This window comes from Streptomyces sp. NBC_01549 (assembly GCF_026339955.1).
Taxonomy (GTDB): domain Bacteria; phylum Actinomycetota; class Actinomycetes; order Streptomycetales; family Streptomycetaceae; genus Streptomyces.
In genome coordinates, this window is record NZ_JAPEPW010000003.1 from 545,928 (window position 1) to 566,496 (window position 20,569).

A 20,569-nucleotide genomic window follows, 5' to 3' on the forward strand; every position below is an offset into this window, starting at 1 on the left:
GTCAGCCCTTCGCCGGGTCCTTGAGACCGATGATCCCGTAGTCGAGGTCGCCGCTGGGCACGATCACCCCGGCCACGTTGGTGCCCGGCAGGTAGATGCGGTTCTCGACGTTCAGCGGAACGACCGGAGCCAGCGTCATGATCTTCTTGTCCAGCTCGCCCCAGGCCTTGTTCGCCGCGGCCAGGTCGGTCATCGCGCCGATCCGGTCGATCTCGGCGTTGACGGCGTCGTCGTTGAGCTGGGAGAGGTTCTGGTTGCCCTTGGCGGTGATGTGCCGGCCGTCGAACAGCGGCGGCAGGAACGTCGACGCGCTCGACGCCCAGTCCGGGCACCAGCCGGTGATCGCCGCGTCGTGCTGCTGCGACGGCGTGCCGATCGTCTCGTAGTAGGTCGACACGTCGATCACGTTCAGCTTGACCTCGATGCCGGCCCGCTTGAGCGCCTGCTGAATCGCCTCGCCTTTGCGCTGCTCCGTCTCGTTCGCGCGTACGTCCAAGGTCAGCGTGAAGCCGTTCGGGTAGCCCGCCTCAGTGAGCAGTTGCTTGGCCTTGGCCGCGTCACCGGCGTTGTCCGCACTCGGATAGGGGTCGTAGTCGACGTGCCCGGAGACCGTGGCAGGCAGGATGCTGTTGGAGATCGTCGCGAACTGCTTGCCGCCGGTGGCGTTGAGCACCGAGCCTTTGTCCACCGCGTAGTTGATGGCCTGGCGCACCTTCACGTTACTGAGCGGCTTCTTCGTCGTGTTGAGACCCATGTACGTGAGACAGGTCGACGGCGCCTTGATCGTCCGTGCCTTGAGCTGCGGCGTCTGTAGGCGGGCAATGGTGGCCGTCTGCACACTGCCGGCGACCGCGTTGATGTCGGCCCCCTGGCCGGCGATGAGACGCTCGTCGATGGTGGCGCCCTCGACGCCGATGGTGAAGCGCCACGCATCGGGGTAGGCCTTGCGGACCGTGTCGCCCGCCGCGTCCCAGTGCGGGTTGCGCTTGAGCTGGATCAAGCTGCCCGGGGTGAATTTCTCCACATCGTAGGGACCGGAGGCGACGACGTCTTTGATGAACGAGTCGCCCCCGCCGGTGCCGACCGGGAACGGGGTGCCGCTCGGCTGGGACAGCGCCGCGTCGAACTCGGGGAACGGAGCTTTGAGGTGGAAGACGATCGTCTGGTCGTCCGGTGTCTCGATCGTCGGCAGATCGCCCGAGCGGTACGGCCCCTGGTAGCCCTTCGGGGCAGCGATCAGATTCTTCAGGTACGGCGCGCCGATGCCGATCTCCGGGTCCCAACTGCGGCTGATGCCGAACTTGACGTCCTTGGACGTGATCGGCGCGCCGGTGTCGAACTTGATCCCGGCCTTGAGCTTGTAGGTCCACATCAGACCGTCGGCGGAGACCTTGCCGAGGCTCTGCGCGAGGTCGGGGACCATCGCGTTGGGGTCCTTGGCGTCGTTGGGTGCCTTGGTGATCAGCTGACGGTATATCAGGCGGTAGAACGCGTTGACGCCACCGTCCCAGCCGCGGGACGGGTCGAGATAGGAGAAGTTGGCCGACTGCAGGACCTGCACGGTCCCGCCCTTGACCGCAGCCCCACCGCTCCCACCGCCGGTGGCTGGGGACGAGGAGCCGCCACCGGTGCATGCCGAAAGGGCGAGTACGCCGGCCGCCAGCCCAGCGAGCGCCACTGAAGATGAGGTTCTCTTCAAGGGGTCCTACTTTCCGGTCGGGTGCGGGCAGCTCGGCCGTCCGGATGAGCGGGACGGGTGACAGGCCAGCAGACCAACGACTTTGTGCGGAAACGGTGGCAGATGCGCTGCGAGTCCGATGGGGCGACGGGCAGAGCAGCCACAGCCGGCCCCACGGAGTGATCGAGATCACTGCGATCCCGATCACTTGAGGAGACAGTAGTATGTGACACCTCTCAGGAGAAGGGCTTCGTGCGAGAATTTGCCGCGCCGCAATGCCTGTTCACGGGCATGCCGAAGGGCCTGCCCGGCTAGGCCGGGCAGGCTGGTCACACCGGCGCCTCAGTCCTCCGAGCGGCCGTTCCACCACCCGAGCACGTGTCCGATGTGGGCAGTGAGCAGCGTTTCCGCACCCCGCCCGTCACGCGCCTCCAGCAGGTCCACCAGGCTGTGGTGCTCGGCGGCCGAACGGGCCAGCTCGGCTGTACCGATCATGTCGGCCAGGCCCACCATGCGGGTCTGCTGCCGCAGGTCCTTCACCATCGCGACCAGCCGGCGGTTGCCGTGCAGCTCCAGCAGTCGCAGGTGGAAGGCCATGTCCGCGGCAAGATAGGCCGCCAGATCGGCCGCAGCAGCCGAGTCGACGATCGCCTGCGCCCTGCCCCGCAGGTCGGCAGCGGCCTCCGGTTGCAGCGCCCGCGCGATCTCCCGCATCGGCGGGGCCTCCAGCAGCTGGCGCAGCCGCACGATCTCCCAGAGGTCCTGCTCGCTGACCTCGGTGATCCGGAAACCCTTGTTGCGCACCACGTCGACGAACCCGCGTCCCTGCAGGTTGAGCAGGGCCTCACGGACCGGGGTGGCGGAGATCCCGAAACGTGTGGCCAGCGTCGGCGCGGTGACCAGGGTGCCCGGGGCCAGTTCGCCCGAGACGATGGCCGCGGCCACCGCGTCCTCCACTGTGCCGCGCAGGCTCGCCGCCACCGACACCGGGCCGATGATTGATGAACTCATCCGCGCAGTCCTCCCACGACTAAAATGTCACACCCCGCCAACCATCGTCGGCCGAACAGCGCCGAGTATCGCATTCGCCGGTCGTCACAGGTGGGGGGCACCGTCGACGGTGGTGTTCATTGATATGTCACCGAACGCTGGAAGCGCGTGACCGCGACGTCCATCGTTCCCCCTCAGAACTCGAAACCGGCCGGGTAGGGATCGGTCGGGTCCAGCATGTACTGGCCGATCCCGGTCACCCAGGCCCGGCCGGTAATGGTCGGCAGCACCGCGGGCAGGCCGCCGACCGTGGTCTCTCCCACCAGCCGGCCGGTGAACCGGCTACCGATGAAGGACTCGTTGACAAAATCGTGGTGCAGCGCCAGCTCGCCGCGTGCGTGCAGCTCGGCCATCCGCGCCGACGTGCCGGTTCCGCAGGGCGATCGGTCGAACCATCCCGGGTGGATGGCCATGGCGTGCCGTGAGTGCGCGGCGTCCGAACCGGGCGCGATGAACTCCACGTGGTGGCAATGGTCGACACCGTCGATCTGCGGGTGTTTGGGCGGCGCCGACGTGTTGATCGCATCCATGATCGCCAGTCCGGCGCTCAGAATCTCGGCCTTGCGTTCGCGGTCGAACGGCAGCCGCAGGTCGTCGAGTTCCACCATGGCGTAGAAGTTCCCGCCGAACGCCAGGCTGTACCTGACCTCGCCGAGGCCGGGCACCTCGATGGTCTCGTCGAGCCGGTCGCAGTACGCGGGCACGTTCTCCAGTGTGACGCTCTCGGCGTGCCCGTCCTTGACCGTGACGTTGGCCACCACCAGCCCGGCCGGGGTGTCCAGCCGGATGCTGGTCACCGGCTCGACGACCTCGACCATCCCGGTCTCGACCAGCACCGTGGCCACCCCGATCGTGCCGTGCCCGCACATCGGCAGGCACCCGGACACCTCGATGTACAGCACGCCGAAATCCGCGTCGGGGCGGGTCGGCGGCTGCAGAATGGCGCCGCTCATCGCCGAATGGCCGCGCGGCTCGTTCACCAGCAGCCGCCGTACGTGGTCGAGGTGCTCGACGAAGTACAGCCGCCGCTCGTTCATGGTGGCGCCGGGGATCACCCCGATGCCACCGGTCACGACCCGGGTCGGCATGCCCTCGGTGTGCGAGTCAACAGCGGAGAACAACCGCGACGTGCGCATCTCAGACCGCCACCGCGCGGCGTGCCTCAAGCGCGGCGATGGCCCGTCGCATGTCGGCGCGCACCTGGGCGTCGTGCTCGGCGGAGAGCCGGCCGCGCGGCGGGCGGCACGGGCCGCCGTACCGGCCGACCATCTCCATGCCGAGCTTGATGGCCTGCACGAACTCGGTGCGCGAGTCCCACCGGAACACCGCGACGAGGTGCTTGTAGAGCTCCCGGGCCTCCTCGAAGCGCCCGGCCAGCATGTGGTCGTAGATCGCCACCGACTCGGCCGGGAAGGTGTTGGGGAAGCCCGCGAACCAGCCGACCGCCCCATCGGCCATCAGCTCGAACAGGACATCGTCGGCGCCGGCCACGACGTCGATGTCGCACCGCTCGGCGATCTCGAACAACCGGCGCACGTCCCCACTGAATTCCTTGATCGCGGTCACGTTGGGCAGCTGGGCGATCTCGGCCACCAGGTCGGGGACGAGGTCGACCCTGGTGTCGACCGGGTTGTTGTAGATCATGATCGGCAGCCCGACCTCGTCGATCTTCGTGTAGTGCTCGACGACCTGCTCGCGGCTGGCCCGGTACATCGTCGGCGGCAGCGCCAGCACGCCGTCGGCGCCGTCCTCGGCGGCCAGTTCGGTCCAGTGCCGGGCCTGGTGCCAGCCGGGCCCGTGCACCCCGGCCACCACGACGCCGCGCCCGCCGACCGCCTCGACGGCCACCTGGACGACCTTGCGACGCTCCGCGTCGGTCAGTGCGGAGTACTCGCCGAGCGATCCATTGGGACCGACGCCGTGGCAGCCCTCGTTGATGAGCCAGTCGCAGTGCTCCGCGTAACGGTCGTAGTCGACCTCCAGCCCGGAGGGGGCCGAGGGGTTCTCCTTGAAGGGCAGCGCGGTGGCGACGATCACCCCGCGCAGGTCAGTCGGTGTGGAACTCATGGGACGTCCTCTCGGTTGCTGGTACTGGTCGAAGCGGCAAGTTCGCCCAGGCGTACGGGGATCGCGACCGGTCGGTGGGCGGTACGGCCCGGGTCGAGCAGGCCAGGCTCGTTCGAACCGGTGAGCATGTCCTCGACCGTGCGGCCGCAGGTGCGGCCCTGGCACAGGCCCAGGCCGGCCCGGGTGGTCAGTTTGAGCGAGCGCAGCCCGCGGGATCCGGTCAGCTCCGCGGCCTGACGCAGGGCGCCCGCGGTGACGTCCTCGCAGCGGCACACCACGGTGTCGTCGTCCACCCAGGAGCGCCAGCCGGGGCGGATGCCGTGCGCGGCGGCGAGCCGCGCGGCGAACTTCCGGAAGACCGCCCGCTCGTGGACCGCGCCCGGTGCGGGCGCACCCCCGGCGGCGACGGTCCCGGCGATCTCGCCCTCTGCCAGGGCCAGGTCGACGCCGCCGATGCCGGTCAGCTCGCCGGCGGTCAGGACCCCGGGCACCGACGTACGCTGCCGCTCGTCGACGGTGACCGCACCGTCCACGCCCACCGCGCAGCCGGCCGCTGTGGCAAGCTCGGTGCGCGGGACGAAGCCATGGCTCACGCAGACGGCGTCGACCTCGATCCGTCGTTCGGTGCCGGGGATCGGCGTCCAGTCCCGGGTCAGGCGCGCCACGGTAACCGCCTCCACGCGATCGATGCCGTGCGCCGCGACGACTGCTGCTCCGGTCCGGTACGGAATGCGGCGGGCGGCCAATTGGCAGGCATACCCGGCCAGTTCGCCGGCCTTGCGTCGAGCCGCGAGCAGCTGCCACGGCCGGGTTGCCCAGCCTCGGGCGAGCTGCGCCGGGCCGGCCGCCTCGACCACACCCGCGACCTCGGCGCCGATCCGCAGCAGGCTGGAGACCACGGGCAGCAGGAACGGCCCGGCACCGGCCACTAGGACGCGGCGGCCGACGGCCACCCGCTCGCCCTTGGCCAGCGCCTGCGCCGCCCCGGCGGTGAAGACGCCGGGCAGGTCCCAGCCGTGGAACGGCAGGGTGCGCTCGTACGCCCCGGTCGCGAGCACCAGGGCCGCCGGATCGAAGGTACGCGGCTCGCGCCCCTGCCCGTCCGGTTCGCCGACGAACACGTGCACCAGCGGCGGGGCGTCATCACGCCGGTCGACCGACCAGACGTGCGCGCCTGTCACGACCTCGCAGCCTTCGTCGCCCAGCAGTTCGTCGCGCATTGCGACGAAGCGGTCCCAGCCGTGATGCCACAGCCGCTCGCTCGTGTCGGCACGCCCGCCTGGCAGATGCCGCCAGTACTGCCCGCCGACGTCGTCACCGGCTTCGAGCAGCACGACACGGGCGCCGTGGCGGCGGGCGGCCAGCGCCGCGGCCATCCCGGCCGGTCCGCCGCCCACGACGAGCACCTCAGTCACGATCGTCCTCCTGCAGGTCGACCTTGTCGCCGTCCACGGCCCGCCGCTGGCAGGCCCGCACGTCGCGCAGGCCGTTGACGGTCACCAGGCAGTCGAAGCAGGCGCCGATCCCGCAAAAGACACCGCGGGGGCGGCCGGTGCGGGTACGCCGCCAGGCCACCCGCCCGTCGGCCAGCAGCAGCCCGGCGATGCTCTGCCCGGCCAGGCCGGCGATCCGGTCCCCGTCGACCTCGATATGTATCCCCGTCATCGGGCGGCCCCTTCGAGGTGCGGCAGCAGGGTGGGACGGTCCAGGCGGAACTCGGCGGCCAGCGGATCTGCGGCACCGGCGAGGAGTTGGTCGCGCAGCAGTTCGGCGGTGGCCAGGCTCAGGCCGATCCCGGCGCCCTCATGCCCGGTTGCGTGCCACAGACCGGGCAGCCGCGGGTCGGCACCGATCACCGGCAGGTGGTCGGGGACGAACGGTCGGAACCCTCCGTACGCGCGCATCACCTGCGTGTCGGCCAAGAAGGGGAACAGCAGCAATGCCTTGGCGGCCAGCGCGGCGAGCACCCGGGCCTCGATCCGCTCGTCGAAGCCGCGGCGCTCCCGGGAGGAGCCGATCAGGACGGTCCCGCCGACGGTCGACTCGACCACGCTGGAGACCTGCAGGTCGGCCGAGCCCGAGCCGACCGCGCCCACGTAGTCGGCGTCGTACACCTTGTGCCGTATACGGGCCGGCATCCGGGAGGTGACCAGGACCGTGCCGCGACGCGGACGCACCGGGAGAAGAACGCCGAGCCGCTCGGCGACCAGGCCGGACCAGGGTCCGGCGGCGAGCACCACGGCGTCGGCGGGCAGGGTCGCGGAGGCGACCTGTACGCCGACAAGCCGGCCCGACGACAGCACCGGCCCAGTCACCTCGACGCCCTGTTGTACGCGCGCGCCGTGGCGGCGGGCCGCGGCCAGCAGCGCCTCGGTTGCGGCCACCGGTTGCACCTGCAGGTCCTCGGGGTAGTACACCGTGGCGGTGCTGTGCGGTGTCAGGTCGGGCTCAAGCTCATGAGCCCGGGCGTCGTCCACCGTCTCAGCCAGCACTCCGGCACCCCGCTGGGTGTCTGCGAACGTCAGCAGGGCCTCCGCGCCGGCCTCGGTCGTGGCGACCACCAGGCCGCCCTTGCGTTCCAGTTCGAGGCCGGGGAATCCGGCGGGGAGCTCGTCGCGCAGCTCGTCCTCGATCCGCGCCCAGGCAGCGAGCGAACGCTGCGCCAGCCGCAGCTCAGGGCCGGGCTCCTTGTCGGAGACGAGCAGATTGCCCTCGCCGCTGGCGGAGGTACCTCCGGCCGTAGGGCCGCGGTCGACGACGGTCACGTCACAGCCGGCGCGGACCAGGGCACGGGCTATCGCCGCGCCGACGATACCGGCGCCCACGACGACGATCCGAAGAGGATTGGACACAGCAGTACTATGTCACATGTCCCGTTGTAATGGGAGCGGCCCAGATGCGAAGCAGTGCGGTCCACTTCTTCCAGCACGCCGCGGACGGCCTCGGTGACTAGTTCCAGCCGGGTCTCAAGTCGCGCACCGCGGCCAAGACGTGGGCGGAGTCGGCAGGCTGCGTGGTGCGCTCGCTCACGAGTCCGGCCTCCATCAGGCGCGCGAGCGCCGGATCGAGAAGACGGTCGGCGCGTCGTCCTGGGCGAAGCACTCGCGGAAGTCGGCCGGCACGCTGAATGGAAAATCCACCAGGTCACGGGCATGCTGGCGCGTTCGTTGGCCAGAGCTTCCGATGGCGGTCAGCTTGCGGGGGCAAGGGTGACGTCGTGGCCAAGCGCGTTGAGCTGGCGTACAAGGTCGCGGGTGCGGCGTTTCGGGTCAATCAGGCGTTGGCGGTAGTCGGAGCCGAGGTCATGGAACGTGGTGTCGGGATCATTGGTCGGGTGGCCCGAGGGAGTCTCGCCCTCGGGCTCCCACAGAACGGAGCGTGACAGTCTCCCGTCACTCCGCTCTTGTCACTCTGATCACCAGAAACACGGTGTCCATGCCCAGTGGGCGAAGAGCCTGGGATGCCGGCTGGTGATGCGCTGCCAGCACTTGTGGGCTGCCTTGAACGACCGAAATCGCTTGTACTTCTTGCGGATCCAGCGCATCAGGTAGGCACTGATACGCCGCAGGAGGGGCAGCAGTTCGGAGCGGTAGAACGCTCCGTAGGGCGCTGTCACGTTGGCTGACCGGGTGGGATGATCTTCGGGTTGATCTGCTGTAGGGGGGTTGTCGGTGGGGAGTGCGTCGCCGTCGTACAGGGGGCACCGGTACCCGGTCGAGGTGATCTCGCACTGTGTGTGGCTGTACTTCCGCTTCCCGCTCAGCTTCCGCGAGGTCGAGGAGCTGATGCTCCAGCGAGGCGTCATCGTCTCCTACGAAACGATCCGCCGCTGGTGCGCCACGTTCGGCCAGGCCTACGCGAACGGACTGCGCCGCCGCCGTCCCCGGCCCGGGGATAAATGGCATCTGGACGAGGTGTTCATCAAGGTCAACGGGGAGCTGAAGTACCTGTGGCGGGCCGTCGACCAGGACGGCAACGTGCTCGACATCCTCGTGCAGAACCGGCGGGACAAGGCCGCGGCCCGGCGCTTCTTCCGCCGTCTGATGAAGAGGACGCGTGCGGTGCCGCGGGTGGTCGTCACGGACAAGCTCCGTTCCTACGGCGCGGCCCACCGTGAGGTCATGCCCTCCGTCGAGCACCGCTCGCACAAGGGACTGAACAACCGGGCCGAGAACAGCCACCAGCCCACCAGGCAGCGTGAACGCGCGATGAAGGACTTCCGCAGTACCGGTGGAGCCCAGCGGTTCCTGTCCGCGTTCAGCGGCATCTCACCCCACTTCCGACCCCACCGCCACCTGATGACAGCCTCCGACCACCAAGCCGAGATGACCATCCGCTTCGCCATCTGGGACCAGATCACCGGCACTGCCAGCCTGCCCGCCACGGCCTGAACACAGGCCCGGACCGCAGACCCACCACACCCCGACGCACCATCAGACAGCCACGCACCCAACAACGTGACAACGCCCGCTGCGCCATCGAACGGTACGTCGGACTGCCCGCCTCCTCCCGCAGCTTGCGTAACTCGCCAGCACACCGCTGTATCGGCCCGCACTCGGTTCGAGCGGACTCTCCGGACGCCCAGCCATCAACAGCTCCCCCATTGCCCTCCCGCTTCCCGCGTGGATGCGGGGCAACGGTTCGACAAGCTACGCGGCCGCGACAGGAGGGCAATCCGCAGGCGCATACTCCTCACGGACGCCCCTCCACCATCATCGACCCGAAGATCATCCCGCCCGGTCAGCCAACGTGACGGCGCCCGAGGATGTGCTTGAGCACGCCCGCCGTCGCCCAGCGGGCGAAGAACCCGAACACGGTCCGCCAGGGGATGCCGAAGTCGCAGGGAGCGCACGCCACTTGGTGTCGTTGTCGCACGGCTTCGTGAGGCAGCGGCAGGTCAGACAGTGCCCTGGCCTGCCACTCCGTGGCATAGTCAACTGCCGTGAGTTTCCTGCGGAGTCCAGCCTGCTGGTGACCGTGTGTGGTCGCCGGGTGCGTATCGGCACCAGGTCCCGTCGCGCGGCCATCCCCGACGGCCGCCGGCACGACGCTGTCCTGGGCGAGCTGCCGCAGCCCGTGCGACGGGCGCCTCCGCCCGCACGCAACCATTCGGCGTCCGGTGGGTCTTATCCGGTTATGAGGATTCAGTGGGCGGAGCGGACGCGACGGTATGCGGCAGTGCTGTGTGCCCTGGTGCTGACGGCGGCCGCGGCGTGCGCCCTCACTTTGAGGGCCCACCAGCGAACGCAGGCCCCCGAGGCCGTGCTGACGTTCCGGTCCGTGCTGAACACGTTCTACCTGCCGCGCTACACCTCGCCCAACCATGCCCCCTGGCCCGCCGCATACCGGATCCGTCTGGCGGCGGCCGCGGCCTCACCCGGAGGGAGCCAGGGGTTCGCCCATCGGGTCGAGGCGGATTTCGACCTGTCCGTCTTCAAGGGGAAGGCCGACATCTGGGGGGAGAACAAGGCTTACGGCTGCGCCCGGTTGGGCTTTCGCGTGACCTGCGCGCTGCCGGACATCAAGTACGGGCAGGAGGCTGATTTCCTTCCCTTCCAGGTGAAGCCGAAGCCCGGTGCGGCCCTCGGCTCGGCCGGAACCATCGTGGTGACCGTGCACAGCGCCGACGCGCCCACCATTCTGCACACCACTCGCGTGCTGGTCGGCTCGCCGTATCTGACCACCCGGCACAAGAAACTGGCGGGGGTGCGCCCTGGGGGCGAGGTGCGGCTGACCCCCGCCTTCGGCAACCAGGGGGACACCGGTGTCGACGGCGGCATCACCGTCGTGATGGACGCGGACGGCAGCACCCTGCTGCCCCGGTACCGTAACTGCCGCTACAACAAGGCGGCAGTGGCCACCAGGGCACAGTGTGACTTTCCCGGCCCGCTGCCCGCGGGAACGGCGTACGAGACAGACCACCCGATCATCGCCGTGACCGGCCGGGCCACGAGGAGCGGCAGCCTTCACTACAGCGTGTGGCCCACCACTGATATCGACGGTCCTGCACAGCTTCCCGGGCCGACTGCGCGCGGCACCGGTGAACGGCTGCGGCTTCGCCCGGTGAACGGCAGCGCGTTCACCGGGGCCGATCTGCGCATCAGCCGGGGAGCCTCCGGGGAACTGGACTTCGAGACCACGCGGGGCAACGACGTGGAGGCGATCGGCTTTACCATCAGGGGCAAGGTGGGCCAGGAGGTCCGGACCGAGGTGCCATATCCGAGGAGCTACCCGGGCAACACGATGTGGGTGACTCTCCCCGCCGGTGTCAGCCTTGTCACCAGGTCACCGGAGCTGGAAAACGACGACTCCTACTGCCGGAACGGCCCAGCGAAGAGTGGGCCCGTCGCCTGCGGGCCGGGGGAACCGCCCTACGCCATCGTCCTGCTGGTGCATATCGACAAGCGCGTCGAAAGAGCCCGCGGCAGTGTCACGGCCCCGCCCGGTACCGCCGCCGACCCGGACCCCGGCAATAACACGGCCCCGGTGACCGTGGACTACACCTCGTGACCGCCCGGTGCCGTCTCCTGCCCCCTGTGGCGCGTATGTCGGCCGCCTCTGCGCCAGCCCCGGCCGTGGCCGTGGCCGTGGCCGTGGCCGTGGCCGTGAGGAAGATCGAGCGGTCCCAGGACCTCAGCGTTCGGCGACCGCACTGCGGGCACAAAGTCCACATTCCTTGTCCGTCCGTATCACCGTCATGGCCGGGCCGGGGCTTCACAGCGGCCATCGATCCGGCGCCGGACATGGATGCGTTCTGTTTGAAGAGGATGCCGATCGCGGCGGCGGTCAGCAGGAAGCGCACGACGCCGCCGTCGTCGGCGTCGGGTACGAATCGCGCGTAGTAGTGCGGTACGGCGGGCACGATGCCAGCCGCCCCGTTGGTCCGGGCGGTCACGATGCTGCCGCCGGAGGCGTTTTCCTCATTGACGACCAGGGCAAACAGGTCCACCCAGTCCATGACCTGGAGGGCATCCCGCTCCCCGCTTCGAGTTGAGGTCCTGGAACAGCGCCGATTGCCCGGCGCGGCACCCGCAGGCCGCCCGGCAGCACGCCTTCACGCCGCCATCCGCGCTCCACGGACGCCTGCATGACGGACCACAGGTGCGGCAGTCCCGTCCGCACCTCGGCCTCGGGGCGCCAGGCCAGCTCGTTGGCGAGCAGGATGTCACTGACGGCGAGGCCTTCCCGTTCTCAGTGCACGAGCAGTCCGGCTCCCGAGCCGAAGGGAAAACGCACCCGTGTAGTGTCCACGACGACACGGTCGGCGCCGCTTGCGCCCTCGTCGACGACGAAGCCGCCCCCACCGAGTAGTAGCTCCGTTCGTCGAGCGCCCGGGGCCGTCGTCGGTGAAAGCGTAAAACACCATGCCGTTGGCGTGCGGGGGCAGGGACCTACGCCGGTGCAGCACCAGGTCGGCAGCGCTGTCGAAGCCGATCCGGTGCTTGCCAGCCAGGAGCAGGGTGCGGCTGTCGCGCACCTGCGCGACCCGGCTGTCGGCCCGGTCGGCGTCGACGGTGGCGGGGTCCTCGTCCTCGAAGCCGAGCACGACGGCCTTGTCCGAGCCGTGTCCGTGACCGGTCGCGCCAAGCGACCCGAACAGTTCGGCCCGCACCCGGCTGACGGAGGGCAGGAGGCCCTCCTCGTCCAGGAGCCTGACGAAGCGCCGGGCGGCCCGCATCGGCCGCACCGACGAACACGGCCGCCCGGGGAAGGTGACCTTCCATCAGTTCCGGCACACCCTGGCCACCCGGTTGATCAACGCCGATGTTCCCCAGCCCGTGATCCAGACCCTGCTCGATCACATGTCGCCGGCCATGACGGCCGTCTAAGCCAAGCTCCACGACAAGACGCTGCGGCGGCACTGGGAGAACGCCCTCAAGGTCAACCACGAGGGGCAGAAGGCCGAGATCGCCGCCGGCCACCCGCTCGCCGGGGCGGCCTGGGCGAAGATGAGCCTGGTCCGCGCGAAGGTGACGCTACCCAACGGCTGCTGCGGAGCCCCGGTGCAGACCGACTGCGAGTACGCCAACCCCTGTCTGGACTGCCGGTTCTTCATCACGACTGGCGACTTCCTCCAGCAGCACCGCCAGCAGCGGCAGGAGACCAGCGAACTCATCACCCAGGCCGAGCAGGCCGGGCTCGCCCGGGTCGCGGAAAAGAACCGCCGCACCTTCGGCAAGCTCGACAAAATCATCAGCGCTCTCGAAGAGACCGCCGAGAACCAGATCGTCGTCGGCGGCCACGTGGAGAACGTCGATGCCGCCAGCTGACAACACCGCCGCTCTGGCCGAGGCCACCCGACAACGCAGCCACCGCGCCCGAACCAACGCCGAGAGAGCCATCTCAGCGGCACAGCGCACCGGCAGCCACACCAGCTTCGCGGCGATCGCGAAGGAAGCAGGTGTTTCAAGGTCCTGGCTCTACACGCAGCGAGATCTCGTCACGGCCATCCGACAGTTACAGAACCGGCAGCCCTCCAGCCAGCGGACCGGCTCGCAGCCCGCCTCGATTGCATCCATCCAGCGACGGCTGGACATCGCGCTCGCGCGGATCAAGCAGCTACGGACTGAGAACAGCGACCTTCCCGCCTGGAAATGGCGTACGGGGAGATCCGCAGGTTGCGCGGGATCTCCCACTCCGGTGGGCTCGAGCCGGAGAAGCAAGAGAACAACGTCCCTTGGCGCATTCCTCGCACCACAGCCGAAAAATGACCGTCAGGAGACCGGGGCCCCTGCTACGGTGATCGGCATGAAGCGCGCTGCCATGACGACGACGCCGGAGAGTGTCCCGGCGCGCTGACAGACGACCTGATCCGAAGCCCCGGGGCAAGTGCCCCGGGGCTTCGTCGTAGGCCCGGTCACTTGCTCCGCAACCAGCAAGGAGACCGCGATGACCACCGTCCACGACCACCGCAAACTCGGCCGGGAACTGAACCTGTTCGACACTGACCCGCTGATCGGCGCCGGACTGCCTTACTGGCTGCCCGAAGGCGCGGCCGTGAGGCACACCCTGGAGGAGTACATCCGTTCCGCTGAGCGGCGAGCGGGCTACCAGCACGTGTACTCGCCCGTGCTCGGCAAGCGGGAGCTGTACGAGATCTCCGGGCACTGGGCGCACTACAGCGATGACATGTTCCCCCCGATGGACATCGGCAGCGAGCAAGTCGTTCTGCGGCCGAGCCTGTGTCCTCACCATGCGGTCATCTACCGTTCCCGCTCCCACAGCTACCGCGAACTACCCCTGCGTATGGCCGAACTCGGCGGTATGTACCGGTCCGAACTCTCCGGTGTGCTCGGCGGGCTGACCCGCGTCCGGGCCATCCAACTCAACGACGCGCACATCTTCTGCACTCTGGACCAGGTTGCCGAGGAGGCGCAGGCAGCGCTGGAGATGATCCGCCGCGCATATGAGGCGCTCGGCATCAACGCGACCCGCTACCGGCTGTCCCTCCCGGGCCCTGGAGGCAAGTACGTCGCTGCACCGGAGAAGTGGCAACGGTCCACCGCCCTGCTGACCGACGTCCTCGACCGCTCCGGCCTGCCTTACGAGGCGGCCCAGGGAGAGGCCGCGTTCTACGGCCCCAAGATCGATGTCCAGGTCACCGACGGCGCCGGCCGGGAGTCCACCCTCTCCACCGTCCAGGTCGACTTCCACCAGCCCGAGCAGTTCGACCTGCACTACATCGGCGCGGATGGCGCCAAGCACCGCCCGGTCATGGTCCACCGCAGCATCATCGGCAGTGTGGAGCGAGCCGTCGCCCATCTCATCGAACAACATGGTGGCGCCTTCCCCGCCTGGCTCGCCCCCACTCAACTGGCGATCCTCCCGATCTCCGACACCGAACTGCCGAACGCCGCAGCGGTCGCCCAGCGATGCACCGACCTCGGACTGCGTGCCGAGATCGTCGGCCCGGAACGCGGCAGTCTGGGCGCCCGCATCCGAGAGGCCCGCCTGGTTCCCTACCAAGCCGTCATCGGCACCAAGGAAGCCGCTGACAACCTCGTCGCACTGCGACTGCGTGACGGACGCCGACTCGACCCGCAGCCGGCCAGCGAAGTCCTGACTCACATCAGCACCCTCATCGATGCCCACAGCACCGAACTGTGGGACAGCGCGACCAGTTCGTAGCAGACGAAGTCAACCTCCACGTCTCCCGAAGGCAGAGGGAGGAAGTCCGCGCTCCTCCCCCTGCCGCGTGGAGGACATGTCCACCACGCAACCAACCTGGTCAAGGCGGTAAGCGCCGCTTCAGCTGGCCATAACACGAGTTCTCCGCCCAGCGGCAGCTGCCCGTCGGTGGCGGCGCGATTGCGGTACTGCCGGTGCAGTTCGGCTGCCTGGAGCAGCAGGTCGCGGCGGGTCAGGTCCGCCGCAAGCTCATCGAGGTTGGCCCGGCATCGGCATGCAAAAGCAACAGTACTTATATAAGCGCTGTTACGATACGCTGATGACCGACTCCCATGCGCTCGACCCCAGCCAGCAGAGCCTCTGGCGGCCCCTGCGCCTGCTCCAGGCGTCGATGGACGCCGACATCGCCCGGATCTACTCCGAGCAACAGATCGACGGGCTCAAAACAAGCTTCGTCATGGAACTGCTCCGGCTTCACGCCTGCGGACCCATGACCATCACCGAACTGGCCGAGTCGGTCCACCGCACGCACTCAGCGCTCAGCCAGAAAGTTGCCGCGATGCGCATGGCCGGCTGGGTCCAGACGGTCGTGGGCGATGACGCGCGCAGCAAGAGGGTGACGCTCACCGACAAAGGCCGCCGCGTCGTCGGTCGCCTGGCGGCAGAATGGCGTGCCACCGAGGACGCCCTCGCTGAGCTTGAGGCCGAGATTCCCTACCCGCTCTCCCGGGTTGTCGCCGATATCGAGCAGGCCCTTGAGCGCAAGAGCTTTCACGACCGGGTCACCGAGAAGCTGGCGGAGGACCCCGCATGGGGCTGAGGCACACGCTGCTCGACGTGACCCCACTCCGGTCGTCACCGCAGTTCCGGCGATTGTGGCTCGGCCAAGCCCTGTCCGGTTTCGGCAGCCAGATGACACTCGTCGCCGTGATGTTCCAGGTCTGGCAGATGACGAAAAGCACCACGTGGACGGGCGCCGTCGGGCTGGCACAGGCGATTCCACTCGTCGCGCTCGGTCTCTTCGCCGGGTCGCTCGTCGACCGCGTGGACCGCCGGAAGTTCTATCTGCTCACGACCAGCGGGCAAGCCGTGTGTTCGCTCCTCCTCGCACTCCAGGGCTTCCTCGGGCACCTTCCTGTCGCCGGTGTTTTGGGGCTGGTCGCCGTTCAGTCCTGCTTCGTCGCCGGCGGCGGCCCGGCTTCACGCACCTTCATTCCGCACCTTCTGCCCAAGCACCAGCTGGCCGCGGGAGTGGCGCTGAGACGCATCGCCTTCCAGGGCGCCATGCTGGTGGGGCCCGCGCTGGGCGGGCTGATCGTGGGCGGGCTGGGCGTCGGCGGCTGCTACCTGGTCGACGCCCTCACCTTCATCGCCGCGTTCTACGGCGCGTTGGGCTTGCCGCGGATGAACCCCGGAGACGAGCCCGCACGGCCTGGCCTGCGCGGAGTGCTGGACGGTCTGGCCTTCTTGGGCCGCACTCCCGTCATTCGCGGGGCCCTGCTCACTGACCTGGCCACGACCGTGCTGTCGATGCCCATCAGCCTGTTTCCCTTGATCAACGCAGAGCGGTTCGGCGGCAATCCGCGCACTCTCGGACTGTTCCTCACAGCCATAGCCGTCGGCGGTGTGGCAGCGTCCCTCTTCTCCGGGACCTTCACCCGGCTCCCGCGCCCCGGCCTGGTCATGCTTGGCGGATCCGCAACCTGGGCCGCGGCGTTAACGCTCTTCGGCATGTCACCCGACCCGTGGGTCGGTCTGGCCTTTCTCGTCATAGCCGGCGCCGCCGACACCGTCTCCGTCGTATCCCGGAGCACTGTCGTCCAGATGCACACCCCACACGAACTACTCGGCCGGGTCAGCGCTGCTGAGCAGATCGTCGGGCAAGCCGGCCCCGACATCGGCAACATGCGTGGCGGCCTCGTCGCGGACGCCACCTCGGGAGCAGCAGCCCTCGTCAGCGGTGGCCTGCTGTGTCTCGGCGCCGTCGCCGTGGTGGGCGCCACCACGGCGGACCTGCGCAGTTCCTCCGCACCGTCCCCACCCCACACAGCCTCAGCCAGCCCTTGACCCCGGCTCCGGCAAACGCCTGGCTGGGCAGCGCCCTTCGGCGCCTACGGTTGAGTGGGACAGGTTGGCGGTCTGTGTCCCGCTCAACCGTAGGCAGTCGCCTCTAGGATCTTCATTGCGGAAGTCCACTGGTCGCCCCGGAGGTGTCATGCCCCTGCAGATGAAGTTGAGCGCGATAACACTCGACTGCCCTGATCCGCTGGCTCTGGCGGCCTTCTATCAGCAGGCCACCGGCCTCGAACCCCACCCGAAGTCGGACGCCGACTTCGCCGGTCTCGACCGTGAGGACGGACTCTCCATCGGCTTCCAACGGGTTGACGACTACCAGGCCCCGCGCTGGCCTGACCAAACCGTTCCCCAGCAGCTTCACATCTGCTTCAAGGTGGATGAGGACTTGGAAGAGGCCGAGGCCCGGCTGCTGGAGCTGGGCGCGAGCAAGCCGGATCACCAGCCTCACGGGGCCAAAGCGCGGGTTCTCACCGATCCGGCTGGGCACCCCTTCTGCATCGTCAGAGACTAACTGGGGGTGCAGACCCCCGCTGACGGATACCGGCCGTCCTGACGTACTCCAGCTCGACGTCCTCCGCCGACACCTCGCGCACATCCATCCGGACCCCCGGTACGGCGCCGATCAGCCGCCTTGACCCTAGAGGCGCCGTGAGCGCCGTACCCACACAAGACCGGAACTCTCCAGAGCTTGCTTACACATGGCCGAACCCAGCCGTACATGCCTACGGAAGAGCAGGACTGCCTACACGTCACAGAGACAGGACAGCCAGGTCGGCACCGGATCAATGTCCGTGACGGCGGCTCAGCTCGTTTGCTGTCGCTCGTCTAGGTGATGTCGCTCGACGCCCCGGCCGCCGGGGTCGGTGGCGGGGGCGTCGAGGTGGTTGGTTAGCTCACGAGGGCCGGTCAGTGAAGCCCATCGGGCAGTCGTCGGTCTTATCCGCCAGGCCGAGCAGAGGCAGACAGGCGCTGAGTCCGTCGATTGAGACGCTTGCTTGCTGGTGCTCCTCCCACCGCGCGCGGGAGAGCCGCAGTCGGCGCATGACGGTGACCTGGCCGCGCACGGTCAGGCGCTCGATGCCATCTGGCTCGTAGCCAAGCTTGCTGGACACCCGGAACGATGACGGGTTGTCCGCGAAGGCGCCGGAGGTTGCCTCGGCTGCTTTCAGCCCAGCGAACGCCAGGTGAAGGACGGCTGCGCGCATTTCGGTGCCGATTCCTCGTCCTTGGTGTCGAAGGCCGATCCAGGAGCCGGTGTCGACCTCACGCAGGGTCGCGTAGTTGCGGGCGGCGATCGTCTGCTGACCGACGATCTGGCCGTGCTCGAAGACCGCGAGATTCAGGGCCCAGTTGTCCGGGGTCCAGTTGCCAAGCCGGAGCCAGTAGTACTGAACCACCGAACGTGCTCGTTCCCGGGGAGGCAGATCCGTCCAGGGGACGGAGAAGGGCATGCGGTCTGGATCGTGGACGCCTTCCGCCGCAAGGTCGGCCAGCTCGGAGAGTTCCTCACCTGAGGGCAGACGGAGTTCCAGGCGAGGCGTGGTCAGTCGCAGTCCGAGCAGAGGCCAGTGGTCGATGAGCATGAGTCATTCTGCGGGGCTGACCAGACTCCGCTCACCTTGTTTTCGTCGCAGGGGGCGCTGACCGAGATGTCGTCGCCGCGGTGTGACCCGCGGCGACTGTCCGGTTCTTACTTCACCCCTGGCCAGTAGGGTCGGCGAGGCGGGTTTCGAGGTCGGCGAGGCGCCGGTCTTGGAAGCGGAGGTTGGAGCGGGCGGCCTTGAGCCGCTCGTCGAAAGTGCGGTTGTCGGCGGTGAGCTGGCGGACCCGCTGTTTGAGGGTGGTGTTCTCGGTGGTTATCCGCTGGATGGCCTCTTAGGTCCACTCGGCCTGCAAGTCCCGGCTCTCGACGAGGAGTTCGCCGATGCGAGCCCGCTGGGGGCGAGGATCTCTGCATGGGCAGTTTTGAGGGAGTCCTCGGCGTTCAGCGCGCGTTCGCGGCAGGTTGCCTCGTGTTCGTTGTCCTGGTCGGCGAGGATCCCGGTCCGCCGTTCGCCGGTCTCGGCCATCGCCGTGGTGACGGCGGCTCTGGCCTCGGGGTTCTCGTAGAGGAAGGGTCGCCGCAGCACCGAGGCCGCCGTCGAACGCGTCCACGACGCCCTCGCCCGGCTCCGCCGTGAGAAAGCCAAGATCAGCGTTGCCGCCGTCGCCCGCCGCGCGGGCGTGTCCCGCACTGCGCCCGCGTACGCCGCGGGCGGGCTTCAGCCCAACGGGGCCATCTCTCCCGACGGTCGAGGACGGCCGTCCCCGGAAGAGGCCCGTCGGCCATCCGAGGCCTTCACTCCCGCCCGGTCTCCTCAGTCGGCTGCCGCGAGCCCTCAATCGACTCGGTCGCTCGGCATCAGCAACGGAGTGGTGGAGGGGCAAGTGCGCGGTGTGCAGTCACGCACCGAGCAACAGGGTGAATCAAACTCCGAGACGGTGTGGACTTTCCGGGCTACGCGTTCGAAGGGGCGATTTCCGAAGGCGATTGGGTGCGGGCGCACGGCAAGATGAAGAGAGGCACGCGGCGGGCGACGCATCTCCACCGGCACCAGCAGCACTCGATTGCCGGCCTCGTCATGCTCGCCTACGGCCGTGAGGCCCTGTCGGTCACCGAGCTGCTGAAGCTCGGCGTCAAGCACGAGGCCCTGACCGACCGGGGCTGGCTCCACGCCGGCCTCGCCGACCTGGCTACCAGTTACGGGGTCCCTGGCCGCGCCGAACCCGTCGCGGCCAGGGACCTGATCGACCGCCTGGCCGACGCCCCGGTGGTCATCTCGGTGACCGAGCAGTTCCCCGACGACGGCCGCAAGGGCGGCCACCTGGTCATCGCCCGCGGCTACGAGGACGGCACTGACCCGGACTTCCTCATCCGTGACCCGTCCGCCTGGGGCCAGAGTCACGCCCGGGTGCCGCTCAGCCGCCTGTCCGCCTCCTACACCGGACGCGCCATCACCTTCGCTCCGCTCACCGCCGGAAGGACCAGCTCGTGATTTCGCTGACGCTCGCCGAGATCGCCGACGCCACGGGCGGCACCGTCCACGACGCTCCCGATCCCCAGATGCGGGTGACCGGCCGCAGTGCCAGCGACTCCCGCGACGTCGGCCCCGGCGGCATGTTCGTCGCGGTGGCCGGCGCCCGCCTGGACGGCCACGACTTCGTCGACCAGGCAACCGCCGCCGACGCCTCCTGCGTGCTGGCCACCCGCCCGGTTGGCGTTCCCGCCGTCGTCGTCCCCGACGTCACCGCGGCCCCTGGGCCGCCTTGCGCAGCACGTCCTGACCCCCACCGGGGCACAGATCATCGCGCTGACCGGCTCGGCCGGGAAGACCAGCACCAAGGACCTCCTCGCGCAGGTCCTCAGCCGACACGGGGGAACCGTCGCCACCCCGGGATCGTTCAACACCGAGATCGGCCTGCCGCTGACCGTCCCGCGCGCCAGCGAAACCACCCGCTACCTGGTCCTGGAGATGGGCGCCCGCCACGAGGGCGACATCGCCTACCTGGCGTCGCTCACCCCGCCGCAGA

21 protein-coding genes and 3 pseudogenes are annotated in these 20,569 nt (G+C 68.9%); 12 read left to right on the plus strand and 12 right to left on the minus strand.

The genetic code is table 11. The annotated features are described in order from the left end of the window. Position 1 precedes the first annotated feature (1 nt). The 8 genes from OG819_RS48735 to OG819_RS48770 all read right to left on the minus strand — a co-directional run bounded on the left by OG819_RS48735 (position 2) and on the right by OG819_RS48770 (position 8,411). Entirely contained in the window at positions 2-1,561 is a 1,560-nt protein-coding gene (locus OG819_RS48735) for an ABC transporter substrate-binding protein (protein WP_266656122.1), read from the minus strand. Between the two features lie 459 nt (positions 1,562-2,020). Continuing rightward, positions 2,021-2,689, minus strand: coding sequence for a GntR family transcriptional regulator (locus tag OG819_RS48740; RefSeq protein WP_266638034.1), 669 nt, complete (start codon positions 2,687-2,689; stop codon positions 2,021-2,023). 173 nt (positions 2,690-2,862) lie between these two features. Continuing rightward, on the minus strand, positions 2,863-3,864 hold the full coding sequence (locus tag OG819_RS48745; protein ID WP_266638036.1) for a proline racemase family protein: 1,002 nt from the start codon (positions 3,862-3,864) through the stop codon (positions 2,863-2,865). 1 nt (position 3,865) lies between these two features. Beyond that, complete coding sequence (locus OG819_RS48750; protein ID WP_266656124.1) at positions 3,866-4,795, minus strand: dihydrodipicolinate synthase family protein; 930 nt, start codon at positions 4,793-4,795, stop codon at positions 3,866-3,868. Further along, positions 4,792-6,210, minus strand: a complete 1,419-nt coding sequence (locus OG819_RS48755) for an FAD/NAD(P)-binding oxidoreductase (protein ID WP_266656126.1) — start codon at positions 6,208-6,210, stop codon at positions 4,792-4,794. The genes OG819_RS48750 and OG819_RS48755 overlap by 4 nt, the downstream gene beginning before the upstream one ends. Continuing rightward, a complete protein-coding gene (locus OG819_RS48760) occupies positions 6,203-6,460 on the minus strand; it encodes a 2Fe-2S iron-sulfur cluster-binding protein (protein WP_266420186.1) in 258 nt (85 codons plus the stop codon). Before OG819_RS48760 ends, OG819_RS48755 begins: the two co-directional genes overlap by 8 nt. Then, a complete protein-coding gene (locus tag OG819_RS48765) occupies positions 6,457-7,647 on the minus strand; it encodes an FAD-dependent oxidoreductase (protein WP_266656128.1) in 1,191 nt (396 codons plus the stop codon). The genes OG819_RS48760 and OG819_RS48765 overlap by 4 nt, the downstream gene beginning before the upstream one ends. 563 nt (positions 7,648-8,210) lie before the next feature. Then, positions 8,211-8,411: a hypothetical protein gene (locus OG819_RS48770; RefSeq protein ID WP_266638046.1), complete on the minus strand. Its 201-nt coding sequence runs from the start codon at positions 8,409-8,411 to the stop codon at positions 8,211-8,213. A 49-nt stretch (positions 8,412-8,460) separates the two neighbouring features. Between OG819_RS48770 and OG819_RS48775 the strand changes: the two genes are divergently transcribed. Both OG819_RS48775 and OG819_RS48780 read left to right on the plus strand, forming a co-directional pair. Then, entirely contained in the window at positions 8,461-9,186 is a 726-nt protein-coding gene (locus OG819_RS48775) for an IS6 family transposase (RefSeq protein ID WP_266656130.1), read from the plus strand. A gap of 745 nt (positions 9,187-9,931) precedes the next feature. Further along, on the plus strand, positions 9,932-11,305 hold the full coding sequence (locus tag OG819_RS48780) for a hypothetical protein (protein ID WP_266656132.1): 1,374 nt from the start codon (positions 9,932-9,934) through the stop codon (positions 11,303-11,305). Here the strand turns inward: OG819_RS48780 and OG819_RS59310 are convergent. Both OG819_RS59310 and OG819_RS48785 read right to left on the minus strand, forming a co-directional pair. Next, a pseudogene (locus OG819_RS59310) lies at positions 11,226-11,762 on the minus strand (L-serine ammonia-lyase, iron-sulfur-dependent, subunit alpha); the annotation flags it as partial. The gene OG819_RS48780 and the pseudogene OG819_RS59310 sit on opposite strands and share 80 nt — an antisense overlap. Positions 11,763-11,960: 198 nt before the next feature. After that, positions 11,961-12,473 carry a serine dehydratase beta chain gene (locus OG819_RS48785; protein WP_266656134.1) on the minus strand — a complete coding sequence of 171 codons (513 nt, stop codon included), beginning with the start codon at positions 12,471-12,473 and terminating at the stop codon, positions 11,961-11,963. 34 nt (positions 12,474-12,507) lie between these two features. On the opposite strand from OG819_RS48785, the gene OG819_RS48790 reads away from it, so the two are divergent. The 7 genes from OG819_RS48790 to OG819_RS48820 all read left to right on the plus strand — a co-directional run bounded on the left by OG819_RS48790 (position 12,508) and on the right by OG819_RS48820 (position 17,510). Then, positions 12,508-12,624: a tyrosine-type recombinase/integrase gene (locus OG819_RS48790; protein ID WP_323139452.1), complete on the plus strand. Its 117-nt coding sequence runs from the start codon at positions 12,508-12,510 to the stop codon at positions 12,622-12,624. A 174-nt stretch (positions 12,625-12,798) separates the two neighbouring features. Continuing rightward, positions 12,799-13,065 carry a hypothetical protein gene (locus OG819_RS48795; RefSeq protein WP_266656136.1) on the plus strand — a complete coding sequence of 89 codons (267 nt, stop codon included), beginning with the start codon at positions 12,799-12,801 and terminating at the stop codon, positions 13,063-13,065. Beyond that, the gene (locus OG819_RS48800) at positions 13,052-13,594 is read left to right on the plus strand and encodes a DUF6262 family protein (RefSeq protein ID WP_266638054.1); all 543 of its coding nucleotides are present in this window, start codon (positions 13,052-13,054) and stop codon (positions 13,592-13,594) included. Before OG819_RS48795 ends, OG819_RS48800 begins: the two co-directional genes overlap by 14 nt. Before the next feature lie 90 nt (positions 13,595-13,684). Beyond that, entirely contained in the window at positions 13,685-14,923 is a 1,239-nt protein-coding gene (gene thrS, locus OG819_RS48805) for a threonine--tRNA ligase (RefSeq protein WP_266656138.1), read from the plus strand. Positions 14,924-15,242: 319 nt separating this feature from the next. Next, positions 15,243-15,743: a MarR family winged helix-turn-helix transcriptional regulator gene (locus OG819_RS48810; protein ID WP_266638064.1), complete on the plus strand. Its 501-nt coding sequence runs from the start codon at positions 15,243-15,245 to the stop codon at positions 15,741-15,743. Continuing rightward, the gene (locus OG819_RS48815; protein WP_266638066.1) at positions 15,734-16,990 is read left to right on the plus strand and encodes an MFS transporter; all 1,257 of its coding nucleotides are present in this window, start codon (positions 15,734-15,736) and stop codon (positions 16,988-16,990) included. Before OG819_RS48810 ends, OG819_RS48815 begins: the two co-directional genes overlap by 10 nt. Before the next feature lie 148 nt (positions 16,991-17,138). Further along, the gene (locus OG819_RS48820) at positions 17,139-17,510 is read left to right on the plus strand and encodes a VOC family protein (RefSeq protein WP_266656140.1); all 372 of its coding nucleotides are present in this window, start codon (positions 17,139-17,141) and stop codon (positions 17,508-17,510) included. A 382-nt stretch (positions 17,511-17,892) separates the two neighbouring features. Here OG819_RS48820 and OG819_RS48825 read toward each other — a convergent pair whose 3' ends face one another. Both OG819_RS48825 and OG819_RS48830 read right to left on the minus strand, forming a co-directional pair. Continuing rightward, positions 17,893-18,582, minus strand: a complete 690-nt coding sequence (locus OG819_RS48825) for a GNAT family N-acetyltransferase (protein WP_266656142.1) — start codon at positions 18,580-18,582, stop codon at positions 17,893-17,895. 273 nt (positions 18,583-18,855) lie between these two features. Beyond that, a complete protein-coding gene (locus tag OG819_RS48830) occupies positions 18,856-19,233 on the minus strand; it encodes a hypothetical protein (protein WP_266638071.1) in 378 nt (125 codons plus the stop codon). 318 nt (positions 19,234-19,551) lie between these two features. On the opposite strand from OG819_RS48830, the gene OG819_RS48835 reads away from it, so the two are divergent. The 3 genes and pseudogenes from OG819_RS48835 to OG819_RS59320 all read left to right on the plus strand — a co-directional run. Beyond that, complete coding sequence (locus OG819_RS48835; RefSeq protein WP_266656144.1) at positions 19,552-20,034, plus strand: hypothetical protein; 483 nt, start codon at positions 19,552-19,554, stop codon at positions 20,032-20,034. 122 nt (positions 20,035-20,156) lie between these two features. Then, a pseudogene (locus tag OG819_RS59315) lies at positions 20,157-20,303 on the plus strand (Mur ligase domain-containing protein); the annotation flags it as partial. Next, a pseudogene (locus OG819_RS59320) lies at positions 20,254-20,532 on the plus strand (Mur ligase family protein); the annotation flags it as partial. The pseudogenes OG819_RS59315 and OG819_RS59320, both read left to right, overlap by 50 nt. Positions 20,533-20,569: the final 37 nt, after the last annotated feature.